Below are 16985 nucleotides of genomic sequence, written 5' to 3'. Positions count from 1 at the left end.
CACAGGTAGCGTGTTATGAGATTGACTTCGAAAGGCCGTTATGCGGTTACCGCCATGCTCGATGTGGCGCTTCATGCCGAGCAGGGCCCAGTGCCACTGGCGGACATCTCTGAGCGTCAAGGCATTTCCTTGTCTTATCTTGAGCAACTTTTTTCACGGCTCCGTAAATCGGGGTTGGTGACAAGTGTACGTGGTCCCGGCGGCGGGTATCGTCTCGGTGTTGCGGCAAGTGACATTGCCGTAGGTGCCGTGATTGCTGCCGTTGACGAATCTGTCGACGCGACCAAGTGCCAAGGTAAAGCGGATTGCCAAGGCGGCACCCGTTGTTTAACACATACTCTGTGGCACGACTTAAGTGCCCGAATTAGCGGCTTTTTAAACGACATCACGCTCGGTGAGCTGATGCATGATAATGAAGTGAAGCAAGTAGCAGATCGTCAGGACGCTAAACTGGATGCCTCATTGGCGCCCAGAAATACATTTAGCTCGAAGGTCAAACAAGATAGCGCCACCATAGGCGTGAACGTTCGCTCCTGATGACCAATGTCGGTGTAATTGGAGAAAAACATGAAATTGCCCATTTATTTTGATTATTCAGCCACGTGTCCGGTGGATCCGCGCGTTGCTGAAAAAATGAGTCAGTACCTGACCATGGACGGGTTTTTTGGTAACCCGGCCTCTCGATCACACCGCTTTGGCTGGCAAGCAGAAGAAGCGGTTGATACAGCGCGTGAGAACATTGCCAATTACTGCAATGCCGACCCACGTGAGATCGTATTTACCTCTGGGGCGACTGAGTCAGACAACTTGGCTATCAAAGGTATTGCCAATTTCTACTCCAAGAAAGGCAAGCACATTATTACCTGCAAAACAGAGCATAAAGCCGTGCTTGACCCTTGCCGTCAATTGGAGCGTGAAGGCTTTGAGGTGACCTATCTTGAGCCGGAAGAAAACGGCTTGGTCGATCTGAAGAAACTCGAAGCAGCGATGCGTGACGACACGATTTTGGTGTCAATCATGCACGTGAACAACGAAATCGGTGTGATTCAAGACATTTCTGCCATCGGTGAGCTTTGCCGTGAGCGCAAAATTATGTTCCATGTTGACGCGGCTCAGTCAGTCGGGAAAGTGCCACTGGATGTCAAAGAGATGAAGATCGATTTGATCTCGTTCAGCGCACACAAAGCGTACGGCCCGAAAGGCATTGGTGCCTTGTACGTTCGCCGTAAGCCACGCGTCCGCATTGAAGCGCAAATGCATGGTGGTGGTCACGAGCGTGGCATGCGTTCAGGCACATTGCCAACCCACCAAATCGTGGGCATGGGCGAAGCGTTCCGTATCGCGAAAGAAGAGCGCGAAAAAGACTTTGAGCATGCACTGGCGCTGCGCAACCGCTTTTATGAAGGCGTGAAAGATTTAGAAGAAGTTTACGTCAATGGAGACTTGGAACAGCGTGTTCCACATAACCTAAACGTGAGCTTTGCATTTGTTGAAGGCGAGTCTTTGTTGATGGCATTGAAAGATCTGGCGGTATCGTCAGGGTCTGCGTGTACCTCAGCAAGCCTTGAACCTTCCTATGTGCTTCGAGCGCTTGGACGCGACGATGAGCTTGCACATAGCTCGCTGCGCTTCTCATTTGGTCGCTTTACGACTGAAGAGGAAGTGGATTATGCGATTGAGAAAGTGCGTGAAGCAGTCAACAAGCTGCGTGAAATGTCACCACTTTGGGACATGTACAAAGACGGTATCGATCTAAGTACCGTTGAATGGGCGCACCACTAACTCGAATAACGCGCCAGCTGGCAACAGTGAGCAATCATATTGAGGAAACGATTATGGCTTACAGCGATAAAGTAATTGACCACTACGAAAACCCACGTAACGTTGGCTCGTTTGAGAAAGGCGACCCATCGGTTGGTAACGGCATGGTTGGTGCCCCTGCGTGTGGCGACGTCATGAAGCTACAAATCAAGGTGAATGACGAAGGCATCATCGAAGACGCCAAGTTTAAAACATACGGCTGCGGCTCGGCGATTGCCTCGAGCTCGTTGGTCACCGAGTGGGTGAAAGGCCGCTCAATTGACGACGCTGCTGCGATCAAAAACTCTGAGATCGCTGAAGAACTAGAGCTACCACCGGTGAAGGTGCACTGTTCTATCTTGGCGGAAGACGCCATTAAAGCAGCGGTCAGTGATTACAAGAAAAAACACCAGCAGTAAAACGAAGGGGTTGTTGATATATGGCTATTACCATGACTCAGGCGGCAGCAGATCGCGTCAGAGCGTTTCTCAATAACCGTGGCAAAGGCATTGGCTTGCGCCTGGGCGTGAGAACGTCAGGGTGTTCAGGCATGGCCTATGTACTCGAATTTGCGGATGAGCTGCAAGAAGGCGATCAGGTTTTTGAGTACGATGATGTCAAGGTAATCGTCGATGGTAAGAGCTTGCTCTATCTCGAAGGGACAGAGCTGGATTTTGTCAAAGAAGGCCTGAATGAAGGTTTTCAATTCAACAACCCTAACGTGAGTAGTGAATGTGGTTGTGGCGAAAGCTTCAACGTGTAATCCGTGAGAGCACATGAATCATTTTGAACTTTTCGAGCTACCGTATCAGTTTGAGCTGGACGGTAGCTCGCTTTCTTCAACATTTCGGGAATTGCAGCGCCAGTACCATCCCGATAATGTTGCCAGCCAAGACGAGAAAACACGTCTGCAGGCGGTACAGAAAGCATCGCAAGTGAATGACGCGTTTCAGACGTTAAAAGATCCGGTTCGACGCGCTGAGTATATGCTGACGTTGCAAGGCATTGAGTTAAAAGACGAACAGCAAACCATGCAGGATCCTGAGTTCCTGATGCAGCAAATGACGTTGCGTGAGGAACTCGAGTCGATTACCGATAGCCAGGATGAAGCGGCGCTGTTTGATTTTGGTGAAAAAGCCCAGTCGCTCTACGACGCATTGATTCTAGAGGTTAAACAGGCATTGGCTGCCTCACAGTGGCAAGAGGCTGCCGTGATTGTGCGCAAACTCAAATTCGCAGAAAAGCTTCGCCATGAAGTGGAGCGTGTCGAAGATCAGCTGATGAGTTGATCGCCCTTTCGCCTGTCAACGCAGTAAAGTTTAAGGATTAGACATGGCACTGTTACAAATTTCAGAGCCCGGTCAAAGTGCCGCGCCGCATGAGCACAAGCACGCGGTCGGCATCGATTTGGGTACCACCAACACCTTGGTAGCCACGGTACGAAGCGGTACCGCTACCACCTTGAACGACGAGCAAGATCGGCCACTGATCCCTTCTGTGGTCCATTATGGTGATGATGCCATTTCCGTGGGCTATGACGCCCTCCCACACGTGCAAACGGATAGTGCCAATACCTTGGTGTCTGTCAAACGCATGATGGGACGTTCATTGGACGATGTGCAAGCGCGTTATCCGCAACTTCCTTATCAGTTTTCACAAACCGAAAATGGCTTGCCACAAGTGGAAACCCGCCGTGGCGCGATAAATCCAGTGCAAGGGTCGTCCGACATCTTACGCACCGTTCGCGAACGTGCGGAAACAAGTTTGGGCGACGCGCTTGAAGGTGTAGTGATCACCGTACCCGCCTACTTTGATGACGCACAGCGTGCGGGGACCAAAGATGCGGCGAAGCTGGCTGGCCTCAACGTGCTGCGTTTGCTTAACGAGCCTACCGCCGCAGCGATTGCGTATGGCCTTGATTCGGGCCAAGAAGGGGTCATCGCGGTCTATGACCTGGGTGGCGGCACCTTTGATATCTCGATTCTACGCCTGTCTCAGGGCGTGTTTGAGGTCATGGCGACCGGTGGCGATTCCGCATTGGGCGGCGATGATTTTGATCACCTTCTCGAGCAATGGATCTGTGAGCAAGCTGGGTTTGACACTCTCAGTGGCGATCAGCGCCGCACCGTGTTGCACGCCGCCACGCAGGCGAAAATTGCCCTTTCTTCTGCTGACAGCGCGTCCATCGATGTGCTCGGCTGGCAAGGCGAACTGAGCCGTGAAACATTCGATCAGCTGGTTGCCCCACTTATCAAGAAAACCTTGATGTCATGCCGCCGCGCATTAAAAGATGCCGGTGTCAGTGCCGATGAGGTGCTGGAAGTCGTGATGGTGGGCGGCTCTACCCGTGTTCCCGCCGTGCGTGAACAGGTTGGGACGTTTTTCGGTCGTGAACCACTGACCAGCATTGATCCAGATAAAGTGGTGGCTGTTGGTGCCGCGACGCAAGCCGATATTTTGGTGGGTAATAAGCCAGACTCTGACATGTTGTTGTTGGATGTGATCCCGCTTTCTCTTGGTATTGAAACCATGGGGGGATTGGTGGAGAAAATTATCCCACGTAATACCACCATTCCTGTGGCAAAAGCCCAAGAATTCACCACGTTTAAAGATGGCCAAACCGGCATGAAAGTGCACGTGGTACAAGGCGAGCGTGAAATGGTAGACGATTGCCGCTCATTAGCACGTTTTAGCCTCAAAGGCATCCCACCGATGACGGCGGGGGCAGCCCATGTTCGCGTGACTTATCAAGTAGATGCTGATGGCTTGTTGTCCGTGACGGCGATGGAAAAATCCACCGAAGTGGAAGCATCTATCCAAGTGAAGCCCTCTTATGGCTTGAGTGATGACGAGATTGCGACCATGATCAAGTCGTCATTTACCCACGCGGAAGAAGACAAAGATGCCCGCTACTTGGCAGAGCAGCGTGTGGAAGCCGATCGTGTGATCGAAGGCTTGCTAGTTGCTATGCAACAAGACGGGGATAACCTGCTCAACACTGATGAGCAGCAAGCTTTGGTGAAAGAAATAGAAGCCTTGATTGCCTTGCGCAACGGCAATGATGGCGCCGCCATTGAAGCCGGGATCAAAGCATTAGACAAAGCCAGCCAGACTTTTGCGGCACGCCGCATGGATCAATCGATTCGCAATGCGTTGGCCGGCCAATCCATTGATGAGGTGTAATCATGCCTAAGATTATTGTTCTGCCGCACCACGAGTTATGCCCAGAAGGTGCGGAATTGGAAGCGAAAGAAGGGGAAACCGTCCTCGACGTGGCGTTGAAAAATGGTATTGGTATTGAGCATGCTTGTGAAAAGTCGTGTGCGTGTACCACCTGCCATGTGGTGATCCGTGAAGGGTTCGACTCGTTAGACGAAAGTGATGAGCTAGAAGATGACATGCTCGACAAAGCATGGGGGCTTGAGCCAGAGTCTCGTCTCGGTTGCCAAGCAAAAATCACCGATGAAGATTTGGTGGTGGAGATCCCGCGCTATACCTTGAATCACGCAGCCGAAAATCATTAATCCAAGGCTGTAACGGACGGAGAAGCAAGATGAGCTTAAAATGGACAGACTCACTCGATATCGCAATCGAGCTTTGCGACGCTTACCCAGATGTCGATCCGACAACGGTTCGTTTTACCGATTTACATCAGTGGATCACCGAGTTGGATGATTTTGATGATGATCCAGAGCGTTCTAATGAACGGATCTTAGAGGCGATTATCATGTGTTGGATGGATGAACGAGACTGAGGGCTAGCTCTCGTGAGTGATTGATAATACTTGTGTTATCGTCACCGGCTCGGCACAGTACCTGTGGCCAATAAAACAAACATCTAAAGCGGGCCAGCGGCTCGCTTTTTTTCATTCTACTGGCAGGTCCAAGTGTTTACTGGGCTTGCTGAGTCAGACACGCTGTACAGTAAAAACAGCGGGACAGTACAAGGAGTGCAACATGTCAGATTCACTAAAGGTTATTCTGTCGCATCAACCGGCTGCATCGCAGTGGGGCGACAACGCGCTGGTCTCTTTCGACACCGACAAAGCGGTGATCCATGCACCTAAAGACGCCAATCAGCGAGACAAGGTGCAACAAGCGGCGCGCAAACTTGAAGGGCAAGGTGTTCCGGCACTGAGCCTGACCGGCGAGCATTGGGATCTTGAATTAGTGTGGGCGTTTTACCAAGGACTTCGCGGCCCCAAAAATAAGGTTGCCTTTACGCAGACCGTGTTGAACGATGGCGATACCCAAGAGTTCGAGCTTCGACAGACCGTGGGTGACTGGGTGCGCGATATCATCAACCAAACCGCAGAAGAAGTTGGCCCGCATCAGCTGGTGGCACGCGCGGGGGAGTTTGTGAAATCCATGGCACCCGACCAGGTCACTTATAAAATCATCTCGGGCACGGATTTATTAGAGAAAGGCTGGAACGGCATTTATACCGTCGGTCGTGGTTCAGCGCGCAAGCCAACCATGTTGCAACTCGACTATAACCCTACCGGTGATCCGGATGCGCCTGTGTATGCGTGTTTGGTGGGTAAAGGGATCACCTTTGATTCTGGCGGCTACAGCATTAAAGGCTCTGACTTTATGACCACCATGAAAGCGGACATGGGCGGCTCAGCAACAGCGACCGGAGCGCTCGCGATGGCGATTGCCAAAGGGTTGAATAAGCGCGTTAAATTGGTGCTTTGCTGTGCCGAGAACATGATCTCAAGCAGCGCTTACAAACTGGGCGACATCATTACTTACAAAAATGGCGTGACCGTTGAAGTACTCAATACGGATGCGGAAGGGCGCTTGGTGCTCGCTGATGGCCTAATGTATGCGAGTGAGCAAAAACCTGAACTGCTGATTGATTGCGCCACGCTCACCGGATCGGCAAAAGCGGCACTGGGTAATGATTACCACGCCCTGTTCAGTTTTGATGATGAGCTCGCACATTGCACGCTTGACGCGGCGCAAAAAGAAGGGGAGGGCATGTGGCCATTGCCATTAGCTGAGTTCCACCGTCAGCTGCTTCCTTCCTCGTTTGCTGATATTGCCAATGCGTCGATTGGGGCGTATATGCCGGGGGCGAGTACGGCAGCAGCGTTCCTTTCCTACTTTGTTGAAGGTTACCAAAAAGGCTGGATGCACATTGATTGCTCTGGCACCTACCGCAAAGCAGCCAATGATAAATGGGCCGTGGGCGCGACCGGTATGGGTGTGAAAACCCTGGCGCGCGTCTTACTTGAACAAGCCAAATAGCCCGTGATACGTCGAGTGAAGTGTTAACAATTTTTTGTGTGAGTTAACGCTTCACCCGATTGGTCATAGGGACAGACGAGGAAATTTGCTAGGGTAAGCGCGTTGTTGCCCCTAGCGGGCCAGATTCAGACAGTGAAAGGACAAGCGAATGACCATTGAACGCACTTTTTCTATCGTTAAACCTGATGCCGTAGAGCGTAATTTGATTGGCACGCTTTATCAGCGTATCGAAAGTGCTGGTTTGCGTATCGTCGCAGCGAAAATGCTCCATCTTAGCAAAGAGCAGGCAGAAGGATTTTATGCCGAGCACCAAGGGAAGCCTTTCTTTGAATCCTTGGTTGGGTTCATGACGTCAGGCCCTATCATGGTACAAGTACTGGAAGGCGAGAGCGCGATCAGCCGCTACCGTGAGTTGATGGGAAAAACCAATCCAGAAGAAGCGGCCTGTGGCACATTGCGCGCTGACTATGCGGAAAGCATGCAATACAACTCAGTGCATGGCTCTGATAGCCCTGCATCTGCAGAGCGCGAAATCGCGTACTTTTTTACCGCGGATGAAATTCATCCTCGCTGCTAAATCAAGCACCTGCTTTTTAACCTTCCAAAAGAGGCGTCAGCCTCTTTTTTTCTGCCTATCGATATCAGACGACCACATTGAATAACCCCGCTGTTAGAGAGTGGAAACTGTGATCTAAAGCCTGTACAATTTCGCGCCTTAAGCGCGTCCCGAGGAGATATCTTGGCTATGATCAAGGTAAGGCGTCGGCACGCGTGAGGCGATGATTGAGTCTTACCACCTAGCTAGTTCTTACGAGGCAACCCCCAATGACGACAGAGAAAGTTAATCTGCTTGATTTTGACAGGCAAGGATTGCGTGCCTACTTCGCTGATGAGCTCGGCGAAAAAGCCTTCCGCGCTGACCAAGTCATGAAGTGGATGTATCACTTTGGTTGCGACGACTTCGATGAAATGAACAACATCAACAAGAAGTTGCGTGAGAAACTCAAGCGGGTGGCAGAAATTAAAGCCCCAGAAGTCAGTGAAGCGCATTACTCCAAAGACGGCACCATCAAGTGGGCAATGCGTGTGGGCGGTCAAGACGTGGAAACCGTGTATATTCCCGAAGATGATCGGGCAACACTGTGTGTCTCCTCTCAAGTAGGTTGTGCGCTTGATTGCAAATTCTGCTCAACCGGAGCGCAAGGTTTTAACCGCAACTTGCGTGTGTCTGAGATCATCGGACAGGTGTGGCGTGCGTCAAAAGAGATTGGCATTGAGAAAGAGACGGGCCGTCGTCCGATCACCAACGTGGTGATGATGGGCATGGGAGAGCCACTGCTCAACATGAAAAATCTTCTCCCCTCTCTGAATTTGATGCTCGATGACAATGCGTATGGTTTATCTAAGCGCCGGGTCACCGTGTCGACATCTGGCGTGGTTTCTGGCTTGGAGCAAATGATTGGCAAAATCGATGTGGCCTTGGCGATCTCACTGCATGCGCCGAACGATGAGCTGCGTAGCCAAATTATGCCGATTAATGATCGTTGGGATATTGAGGCTTTTCTGGATGCGGTACACCGTTATATTGAAACCTCAAATGCCAACCGCGGCCGTGTGACGGTAGAATATATCTTGCTGGATCATGTTAACGACGACATGGAGCATGCGCGCCAACTCGCAGAGCTATTAAAAGACACCCCAGCGAAGATTAACCTGATCCCATTTAACCCGTATCCTGGATCACCGTTCAACAAACCGAGTAATTCTCGTATTGATAGGTTTATGAAAACCTTGATGGAATACGACTTTACGGTGACGGTACGTAAAACACGAGGCGACGACATTGACGCAGCGTGTGGCCAACTTGCCGGTGACATTGTCGACCGAACCAAGCGTGCCGAGAAGCGACTGGGCGCACAGGAGGTTATCCCTGTTCGACCCGTCTAAATGAGAGGGTGACAAGGGGATAGCATGACAAAAACGGTTTGGGTATTGGGCATGTTGATGGCGTTGGCTGGATGTTCATCGTCAGGTTCGCAGCATAACGAGCCCAAGTTTGATAAGATTCAAGCCGCAGAGGCGCGCATTGCACTGGGATTAGGCTATCTAAACAGTGATCGCTATCAACAAGCGCAGCAAAACTTGCAGCAAGCGCGCCAATATGCGCCTAACTACTATCGCACCTCGCTGTCGATGGCGTATTATCAACAACGTGTCGGTGAAAACGACAAAGCGGATCGCTTATATCAAAAAGCGTTAGCGCAAGCGTCTGAAAAAGGTGATGTATATAACAATTACGGTGTTTTCTTGTGCGAACAACAGCGATTTGCCGCGGCGAATGACGCATTTTTGCAAGCAGTCGTACAACCGTATTATCATCGTGTGTCAGACAGTTATGAAAACGCGGCGTTTTGTCAGCTAAAAGCTGGCCACGTAGAACGCGCAAAAGCCTTGTTTAGCAAAGCGGCTGATCACGACCCGCTTAATGTCCGTGCTGGTTTACAACTTGCCAAATTAGAGATAGATACTGGGCAAGTGGCAGAGGCCGTAGCACGTATCAAGCGGCTCCACCAACGCGTTGGTGTTCAACCTGCAGGACTGTTATTGCTAGTGAAAGCTTATCAGCAACAAGGCTACACGGAGCGAGCTGCCCATGACGCTCAGCGATTGGCGCAACGGTTTCCAGAATCCAAAGAATATCAATTGTACCTAGCGAATGAATACTGAACAGACGGAAGAACAAGCGCAATCTGATACCCAACCTGCGCCCGGGGAAGTATTAAAGCAAGCGCGAGAGAAAATGGGCTGGAGTGTTCGTGATGTTGCTGACCGACTTCGGTTACGAGTCAGTGTCATTGAGGACCTTGAACAAAACAACCCAGACATGGATCAATTGGCCACGTTTACACGTGGCTATTTGCGTTCCTATGCCAAGCTGATGCAAATCGACGCTGATCAGCTTTTGGGTAATAGCAATATGGAAGCGAGCAGTGCGGCCACCGTACAAAAAATGCAAAGCTTCTCGCGCAAAACGCGGCGGCAAAAGAGCGAAAGTCGACTGATGTGGTTGTCTTGGGTGATCATCGCTATTGCGGTTGGTATCACCGGCGTGTGGTACTGGCAAAATCAGCAGGCCATGACGTCTGTGCCAACACAGCTGGATAGCCAACAAGCGGATGAGCTCGTCACGACCCCGTCAGAGCAAGATAGCGCGATGGTTGCCACAGATGCACCGGCGATGGCCGAGCCCGCGGCGACAGACTCGACGGCCTCACAAGGGGCGGAGTTACAGGAAACGGACGCACAAGATACCGTTAACGAGCCCGTGTCTAGTCAAGAGAACCGCTCAGTATCGACAGAGTCAGAATCGGGGACTGCTGCCGAGCCGGTGCAAATGGACGAAACGACGACGCAAATCGATCCAGAGGCACAGCCAACCGCAGAGGATGAAGCCCCCGCGAGCACGGTCAATAACCGTCTAGTGATGACATTTAGTGGTGATTGCTGGATAGACGTGCGAGATGCCAATGGTGAACGATTGGCAACCGGGATAAAGTCTGAGGGTGAGCAAGTGACCCTAACCGGCGACACCCCTTATCAATTGGTATTGGGTGCCCCCAGTGTGGTGAAAATCACCTTTAATGGCGACAATATTGATCTTGATGGCTTCCCAACCGGCCAAGTGGCTCGGTTGCGCCTTCCGCAGTAATCAGAGAACGTCGATATGCACAACGAAACTCCCATCAAACGCCGTCCCTCAACGCGCATTAATGTCGGCAATGTGCCGATTGGTGATGGCGCGCCGATTGCCGTGCAATCTATGACCAACACACGAACCACGGATGTCGCCGCCACTGTCGCGCAAATTAAAGCGCTAGAAGGGGTGGGGGCAGATATTGTTCGGGTATCGGTTCCCACCATGGATGCAGCGGAAGCGTTTAAAGAGATTAAAGCGCAAACGTCGATCCCTTTGGTAGCAGACATCCATTTTGACTACCGTATTGCATTAAAAGTGGCGGAGTATGGTGTCGACTGTTTGCGTATCAACCCAGGTAATATTGGTAAAGAAGAGCGCATTCGGGCGGTGGTGGATGCCGCACGTGACAAAAACATTCCAATCCGTATTGGTGTGAATGGCGGCTCACTGGAGCGCGATCTGCAAGAAAAGTACGGGGAGCCAACTCCCGATGCCTTGGTCGAGTCGGCCATGCGTCATGTCGATATTCTTGACCGTCTTAACTTTGATCAGTTTAAAGTCAGCGTTAAAGCGTCAGATGTCTTCCTAGCGGTTGAGTCTTATCGCAAACTCGCGCAGCAAATCGATCAGCCCCTTCACCTTGGCATTACCGAGGCGGGTGGCGCGCGTGCTGGTGCGGTTAAGTCATCCGTGGGCTTGGGAATGCTATTGGCGGAAGGCATTGGTGATACCTTGCGTGTATCGCTCGCCGCTGATCCGGTCGAAGAAATCAAAGTCGGCTTCGATATTCTTAAGTCACTTCGCATTCGCTCGCGTGGCGTCAACTTCATTGCGTGTCCGAGCTGTTCGCGTCAAGAGTTTGATGTGATTGGCACGGTCAATGCGCTTGAGCAGCGCGTGGAAGACATACTGACCCCAATGGATGTCTCTGTGATTGGTTGTGTGGTCAATGGCCCTGGTGAAGCCGAGGCCTCGCATCTTGGCCTCGCGGGTGGTAACAAGCGCAGCGCTTACTATCTGGACGGTAAACGCCAGAAAGAGCGCTTTAATAACGACAACTTGGTGGATGAGTTGGAGGCAAAAATCCGCGCCAAAGCGGCGATGATGGATGAACGCAACCGCATCAAGGTGTCTCAAATCGATCAAGAGGGCTAAGCCGTTAGGCGGCCTTCTCCCCTTTTTACATCATTTCGGTAACGGAAGTTAACGTGGCTAAAACAATTCAAGCAATTCGAGGCATGAATGACTGCCTCCCGTCTCAATCTCCTTTATGGCAAAAGCTCGAATCTACGATTAAAAAGGTAGTGAGCGCTTACGGCTATAGCGAAGTTCGCATGCCTATTGTGGAAGCAACGCATTTGTTTAGCCGTGCGATTGGTGAAGTGACAGACGTTGTCGAAAAAGAAATGTATACCTTCGATGATCGCAACGGCGACAGCCTCACCTTGCGTCCTGAAGGGACCGCGGGTTGTGTCCGAGCAGGGATTGAAAATGGCCTGCTGTACAACCAAGAGCACCGCCTTTGGTACACCGGGCCAATGTTCCGTCATGAACGTCCGCAAAAAGGCCGTTATCGTCAGTTCCACCAATTTGGTGTAGAGGTGTTCGGTCTTAACGGCCCAGATGTAGATGCTGAGTTAATCATGATGACCGCACGTATGTGGCGGGAGCTAGGGATTGCAGAGCATGTACGATTGGAGCTCAACTCGATTGGCTCACCACAAGCGCGTGCGAATTATCGTCAAGCGCTGGTGGACTTTTTAATGCAGCACGAGTCTGTGCTGGATGAAGACAGTAAGCGTCGCATGCAGACTAACCCTCTCCGTGTGCTCGATACCAAAAACGCAGATATCCAAGCCATTTTAGTGGATGCGCCTCAGCTCGGCGACTACCTGGATGACGAATCAAAACAGCATTTTGCGCTGTTGTGTGAACTCTTGGACGCAGCAGGTATCGAATACCAAGTAAACCACCGTTTGGTGCGTGGACTCGATTACTACAACCGTACCGTGTTTGAATGGATCACTGACAGCCTAGGGGCGCAAGGCACGGTGTGCGGTGGTGGCCGTTATGACGGCTTGGTTGAGCAACTCGGTGGCAAGGCTACGCCTGCGGTCGGGTTTGCGATGGGGTTAGAGCGTCTCGTTCTGATGCTGGAAAACCTTAACCAAGATGATGTCCGCCCGGCAGTGGATGTGTATATGGTCACGGCGGGTGAAGGTGCCATGGTCGCAGGAATGAAACTGGCTGAGCGCTTACGTGAGCAGGTGCCAGGGCTGCGTGTGATGTCGCACTTCGGCGGTGGTAACTTTAAGAAGCAGTTTAAGCGCGCGGACAAAGTCGGCGCCTCTGTGGCGCTGGTGCTAGGCGAGGATGAAGTCGCCAATGGCACAGTAGCCTTAAAAGATTTGAAAGGCGGCGAGCAACAAACACTGAATCAGGATGAGATCGCCGCGTCACTAAAAGCATTGATTTAAGAGGACAGAACGTGGACGTCTACACCACAGAAGAGCAGCAGGTTGAAGCCATTAAAAAGTGGTGGCGAGACAATGGTAAAGCCGTTGTAATCGGCGCTGTTGTCGGTTTGGGAGCCCTTTACGGCTGGCGATATTTCCAGTCACAGCAACTGGCTAACCAAGCGCAAGCTTCTCAGCAATACGAGCAAGTACTCAGCAATATTGAGAGCGGTGATACCGTCTCATTGAGCGAGCTGGAGGGCCACGAAGGTTACCATGCCTTGGCGGCATTACAGCTGGCACAAAAGCATGTTGCGCAGGGCGAGTTGGACAGTGCCCGCGAGCAACTCAAAAAAGCCCAACAAGCCGTGAAAGATGACGCCCTTTATGGACTCGTCACCACGCGACTTGCTCGCGTTGAGGCAGAGCTGGAAAACTACTCAGCCGCGTTGAGTGAGCTCGGTACTGTCACGGCCGAGAGTTGGACCGCTAAAGTGGAAGAGATCCGCGGGGACGTCTTGCTTCGTCAGGGCGATAAGCAAGCCGCGCGAGACGCGTACGCGGCATCGTTAGCGGCGGCAGAAAGCCCAACCGTTAATATGAAGCTTGATAATCTTGGTCAATAAGGTCGTGGTATGAAAAAAGGATTATGGCGTATGGCCGCAATGGCCACGACCATGGCAATACTGGCAGGCTGTGCCGGTGAAGAAGATGTGGTGCAAATGGCGCCATTACCTTCTGTCACCAATGAGATTTCGTCAACCCAGCATTGGCGAGCACAAGTCGGCGACGGTGTAGGCCAGTATTATTCCGCGCTTCAGCCTACAGTGGCTTATGACAAAGTGTTTGCGGCTGATCGCCAAGGCTTAGTCGCCGCGTTTGACCTCAAAAGCGGTGAATCAGTCTGGCAACAGTCGGTACAAGCCGAGACGCCAGCGTTGCTTTCTGGCGGGTTGAGCGCCTCATACGGCAAGGTGTATGTAGGGGGCGAAACGGGTCAAGTGTACGCACTGGATGCGGAAACCGGCGAGCCGGTATGGCAACAGAACGTGAATGGCGAAGTACTGGCCAAACCTTTGGTGGAAGCTGGGTTGGTGATTGTTAACACTAGCCGTGGTGAGTTAGTGGCCTTGGATGCAGAAACGGGCGAGCCACAATGGAACAACACCAATGATGTGCCTAACTTGAGCCTGCGTGGTGAGAGTGCGCCGGTGACTATTTCCGGCGGCGTGTTCTGGGGCATGGCTAATGGACGCCTGGGCGCGGCCATGATCGAAACCGGCCGCTCAATTTGGCAGATCCCTATCTCGACACCAAAAGGCGCGACCGAGATCGACCGTCTAGTCGATGTCGACGCAACCCCGGTGATCGATGGCGACCGTTTGTATGCGGTGGGCTATAATGGCCAATTAGTCTCTATTGATTTACGCTCAGGGAAAGCGGCTTGGAAGCGCGATTTTTCCTCAGCCAACGATTTCCTTGTGGCAGGCAACAGCATCTACCTTATCGACGATGAAGATAACATCGTTGCGTTAGATGCACGTAATGGCCTAGAAAAGTGGCGAAATACCCAGCTAACATACCGTATCCTAACCGCCCCCGCGGCAAGTGGTGGATACTTGGTCGTGGGGGATAGTCAAGGCTACTTACATTGGCTGGACCCGCAAACGGGCGATTTTGTCGCGCAGCAATCACTGGAAGGTAACGGGGTTGCGGTAGCACCGGTGCAAACGGATGATGGCTATATCGTGATCACCCGTGATGGTCAACTGAGAAAGCTGAGTATCGAGTAAGCGAAGCCACCCAGTTCTATTTTTAGGCTCCTGGCTGCTAAGACAGTCGGGAGCCTTGTTTATTAATAAAGCGAATGAAAAGAAGAGGTCTACATGATTCCTGTTATAGCCCTAGTGGGGCGCCCGAATGTGGGAAAATCGACGCTCTTTAACCGTCTTACCCGCACACGCGATGCATTAGTAGCGGATTTTCCGGGACTGACCAGGGATCGAAAATACGGCAAGGCATTGCTCGATGATCACGAATTTATCGTGATTGACACCGGCGGCATTGACGGCACCGAAGAAGGTGTGGAAACCAAGATGGCGGAGCAATCGCTGGCGGCGATTGAAGAAGCCGATGTCGTACTGTTTATGGTAGATGGTCGTGCAGGCCTGACACCCGCGGACAAAGATATTGCGCAACATATTCGTACCCGTGAAAAAACCACTTTCTTGGTGGTGAATAAAGTGGATGGTATCGACCCAGACACCGCAACCGCTGATTTTTGGCAGTTAGGCATGGATAACATGTTCCAGATAGCTGCCGCGCATGGCCGAGGTGTTAGCGGCCTGATTAATCGTGCGTTGACGCCTTTGGTGGAGCAAGTATCAGCGGACGAAGACGGCGAGCAGGCAGGTTTGGTCGATTTGACTGATGAAACGGATACGCTCGACAGTGGCGAGGACGCGGTTAAAACCGAAGAGCAGGCTGAAAGCGAGTATGAGTACTTACAGTCGCTGCCGATTAAAATCGGTATTATCGGCCGCCCCAATGTGGGTAAATCGACCCTAACTAACCGTATGCTCGGTGAAGAGCGTGTGGTGGTTTATGACATGCCTGGTACTACCCGCGACTCGATTTACATTCCCATGGAGCGTGATGGTCGCGAATATGTGATGATTGATACCGCTGGGGTACGACGTCGTAAACGAGTGACCGACAAGGTGGAAAAGTTCTCGGTGATCCAAACCCTCAAGGCGATTGAAGATGCCAACGTAGTGTTATTGGTCATCGACGCGCGCGAGAATATCTCGGACCAAGACTTAAGCTTGCTTGGTTTTGCGCTTAACGCTGGGCGCTCGATTGTTTTGGCGGTCAATAAGTGGGATGGCCTGGACAGTGAAGTGAAAGAACGTGTGAAGTCAGAGCTTGATCGTCGCTTAGGGTTTGTCGACTTTGCCCGTGTGCATTTCATTTCTGCGTTGCACGGCACTGGAGTAGGTCACTTGTTTGAGTCGATTCAAGAGGCGTACCAGTCAGCGACAAAACGTGTTGGAACCGCGATGCTCACCCGCATTTTGAAAATGGCGCAAGATGACCACCAGCCTCCGATGATCCGTGGGCGTCGGGTGAAGCTTAAATATGCGCACGCAGGCGGCTACAACCCGCCGATTGTGGTAGTTCATGGTAACTTGGTCAAAGAGCTACCAGACTCTTATAAGCGTTATTTGATGAATTACTATCGGCGAACCTTGGATATTATGGGCACGCCGATAAAGATCCAATTCCAAAACAGCGAAAACCCTTATGAGGGGAAAAAAGAAAAGCTGACATTGTCTCAATCCCGTCAGCGTAAACGCTTAATGGATATGGTGAAAAACCGCAATAAGAAGTGATAAAAAACCCAGCAGCGATGCTGGGTTTTTTGATCGCGACATAATGGGTTCGATCTCTCGTGGGATCCGTAACCGGATAAGAGTGATCTAAATCACATTAATGAGCAGGATTATCGGTTGTCTTAGATCCTAGCGCATTGCGCTGCCGCTCAGGTTTTGAGCGGTGATAAAATCGACATGCCTTTCAACGCTACACTTTTCTATTATTCTGGATCCAAGCCTTAATAAAAGCTGATTTAGTTTTTTATCCTTTTAGAAATCCAAATACAGAACATGTAACTTATGCTTTCGGGAAGTGTATTGATAAATATTCTTTTCGGGGTAGGAAGCTGATCAAGGGGAATAAACCCCCAGATCGCTCGATCGCTTACTGATCGGTCAGAGGTAT

The 16985-nt window shown here is 51.4% G+C and carries 18 protein-coding genes; all 18 read left to right on the top strand.

All coding sequences use genetic code 11. The features are described 5' to 3' along the window. Window positions 1-15: 15 nt before the first annotated feature. The 18 genes from iscR (at window position 16) to der (ending at window position 16597) form a co-directional block, all read left to right on the top strand. Window positions 16-537, top strand: a complete 522-nt coding sequence (iscR, locus tag N8M53_RS09955; RefSeq protein WP_269578665.1) for a Fe-S cluster assembly transcriptional regulator IscR — start codon at window positions 16-18, stop codon at window positions 535-537. A 30-nt stretch (window positions 538-567) separates the two neighbouring features. Then, entirely contained in the window at window positions 568-1782 is a 1215-nt protein-coding gene (locus N8M53_RS09950) for an IscS subfamily cysteine desulfurase (protein ID WP_077771563.1), read from the top strand. A 53-nt stretch (window positions 1783-1835) separates the two neighbouring features. After that, on the top strand, window positions 1836-2219 hold the full coding sequence (iscU, locus tag N8M53_RS09945; RefSeq protein ID WP_046075009.1) for a Fe-S cluster assembly scaffold IscU: 384 nt from the start codon (window positions 1836-1838) through the stop codon (window positions 2217-2219). Window positions 2220-2239: 20 nt separating this feature from the next. Further along, entirely contained in the window at window positions 2240-2563 is a 324-nt protein-coding gene (gene iscA, locus N8M53_RS09940) for an iron-sulfur cluster assembly protein IscA (protein WP_046075008.1), read from the top strand. A gap of 13 nt (window positions 2564-2576) precedes the next feature. Further along, on the top strand, window positions 2577-3089 hold the full coding sequence (hscB, locus tag N8M53_RS09935; RefSeq protein ID WP_077665914.1) for a co-chaperone HscB: 513 nt from the start codon (window positions 2577-2579) through the stop codon (window positions 3087-3089). Between the two features lie 43 nt (window positions 3090-3132). Then, window positions 3133-4983 (top strand): Fe-S protein assembly chaperone HscA, encoded by a 1851-nt coding sequence (hscA, locus tag N8M53_RS09930; protein WP_269578664.1) that lies wholly within the window; start codon window positions 3133-3135, stop codon window positions 4981-4983. 2 nt (window positions 4984-4985) lie between these two features. Then, window positions 4986-5324 (top strand): ISC system 2Fe-2S type ferredoxin, encoded by a 339-nt coding sequence (fdx, locus tag N8M53_RS09925; protein WP_046075005.1) that lies wholly within the window; start codon window positions 4986-4988, stop codon window positions 5322-5324. A gap of 29 nt (window positions 5325-5353) precedes the next feature. Beyond that, the gene (gene iscX, locus N8M53_RS09920; RefSeq protein WP_046075004.1) at window positions 5354-5554 is read left to right on the top strand and encodes a Fe-S cluster assembly protein IscX; all 201 of its coding nucleotides are present in this window, start codon (window positions 5354-5356) and stop codon (window positions 5552-5554) included. Window positions 5555-5756: 202 nt separating this feature from the next. Next, window positions 5757-7052, top strand: a complete 1296-nt coding sequence (gene pepB, locus N8M53_RS09915; RefSeq protein ID WP_269578663.1) for an aminopeptidase PepB — start codon at window positions 5757-5759, stop codon at window positions 7050-7052. 148 nt (window positions 7053-7200) lie between these two features. Beyond that, entirely contained in the window at window positions 7201-7629 is a 429-nt protein-coding gene (ndk, locus tag N8M53_RS09910; RefSeq protein WP_077579555.1) for a nucleoside-diphosphate kinase, read from the top strand. Between the two features lie 248 nt (window positions 7630-7877). Next, window positions 7878-8999, top strand: coding sequence for a bifunctional tRNA (adenosine(37)-C2)-methyltransferase TrmG/ribosomal RNA large subunit methyltransferase RlmN (locus N8M53_RS09905; protein WP_269578662.1), 1122 nt, complete (start codon window positions 7878-7880; stop codon window positions 8997-8999). A 24-nt stretch (window positions 9000-9023) separates the two neighbouring features. After that, window positions 9024-9779: a type IV pilus biogenesis/stability protein PilW gene (gene pilW, locus N8M53_RS09900; RefSeq protein ID WP_269578661.1), complete on the top strand. Its 756-nt coding sequence runs from the start codon at window positions 9024-9026 to the stop codon at window positions 9777-9779. Further along, the gene (gene rodZ, locus N8M53_RS09895; RefSeq protein ID WP_269578660.1) at window positions 9769-10761 is read left to right on the top strand and encodes a cytoskeleton protein RodZ; all 993 of its coding nucleotides are present in this window, start codon (window positions 9769-9771) and stop codon (window positions 10759-10761) included. Before pilW ends, rodZ begins: the two co-directional genes overlap by 11 nt. 15 nt (window positions 10762-10776) lie before the next feature. Continuing rightward, a complete protein-coding gene (gene ispG, locus N8M53_RS09890; protein ID WP_077579552.1) occupies window positions 10777-11904 on the top strand; it encodes a flavodoxin-dependent (E)-4-hydroxy-3-methylbut-2-enyl-diphosphate synthase in 1128 nt (375 codons plus the stop codon). Window positions 11905-11957: 53 nt separating this feature from the next. After that, window positions 11958-13226 (top strand): histidine--tRNA ligase, encoded by a 1269-nt coding sequence (hisS, locus tag N8M53_RS09885; RefSeq protein WP_269578659.1) that lies wholly within the window; start codon window positions 11958-11960, stop codon window positions 13224-13226. Window positions 13227-13237: 11 nt separating this feature from the next. Continuing rightward, window positions 13238-13831, top strand: coding sequence for a YfgM family protein (locus N8M53_RS09880; RefSeq protein ID WP_269578658.1), 594 nt, complete (start codon window positions 13238-13240; stop codon window positions 13829-13831). A gap of 9 nt (window positions 13832-13840) precedes the next feature. Next, the gene (gene bamB / locus N8M53_RS09875; RefSeq protein ID WP_269578657.1) at window positions 13841-14998 is read left to right on the top strand and encodes an outer membrane protein assembly factor BamB; all 1158 of its coding nucleotides are present in this window, start codon (window positions 13841-13843) and stop codon (window positions 14996-14998) included. Window positions 14999-15091: 93 nt separating this feature from the next. Continuing rightward, window positions 15092-16597 carry a ribosome biogenesis GTPase Der gene (gene der, locus N8M53_RS09870; RefSeq protein WP_269578656.1) on the top strand — a complete coding sequence of 502 codons (1506 nt, stop codon included), beginning with the start codon at window positions 15092-15094 and terminating at the stop codon, window positions 16595-16597. Window positions 16598-16985: the final 388 nt, after the last annotated feature.

This window comes from Salinivibrio kushneri, assembly GCF_027286325.1.
GTDB lineage: Bacteria > Pseudomonadota > Gammaproteobacteria > Enterobacterales > Vibrionaceae > Salinivibrio > Salinivibrio kushneri_A.
The sequence above is the reverse complement of the archived record's forward strand: the minus strand, read 5'-3'. Positions and strand labels throughout refer to the sequence as shown.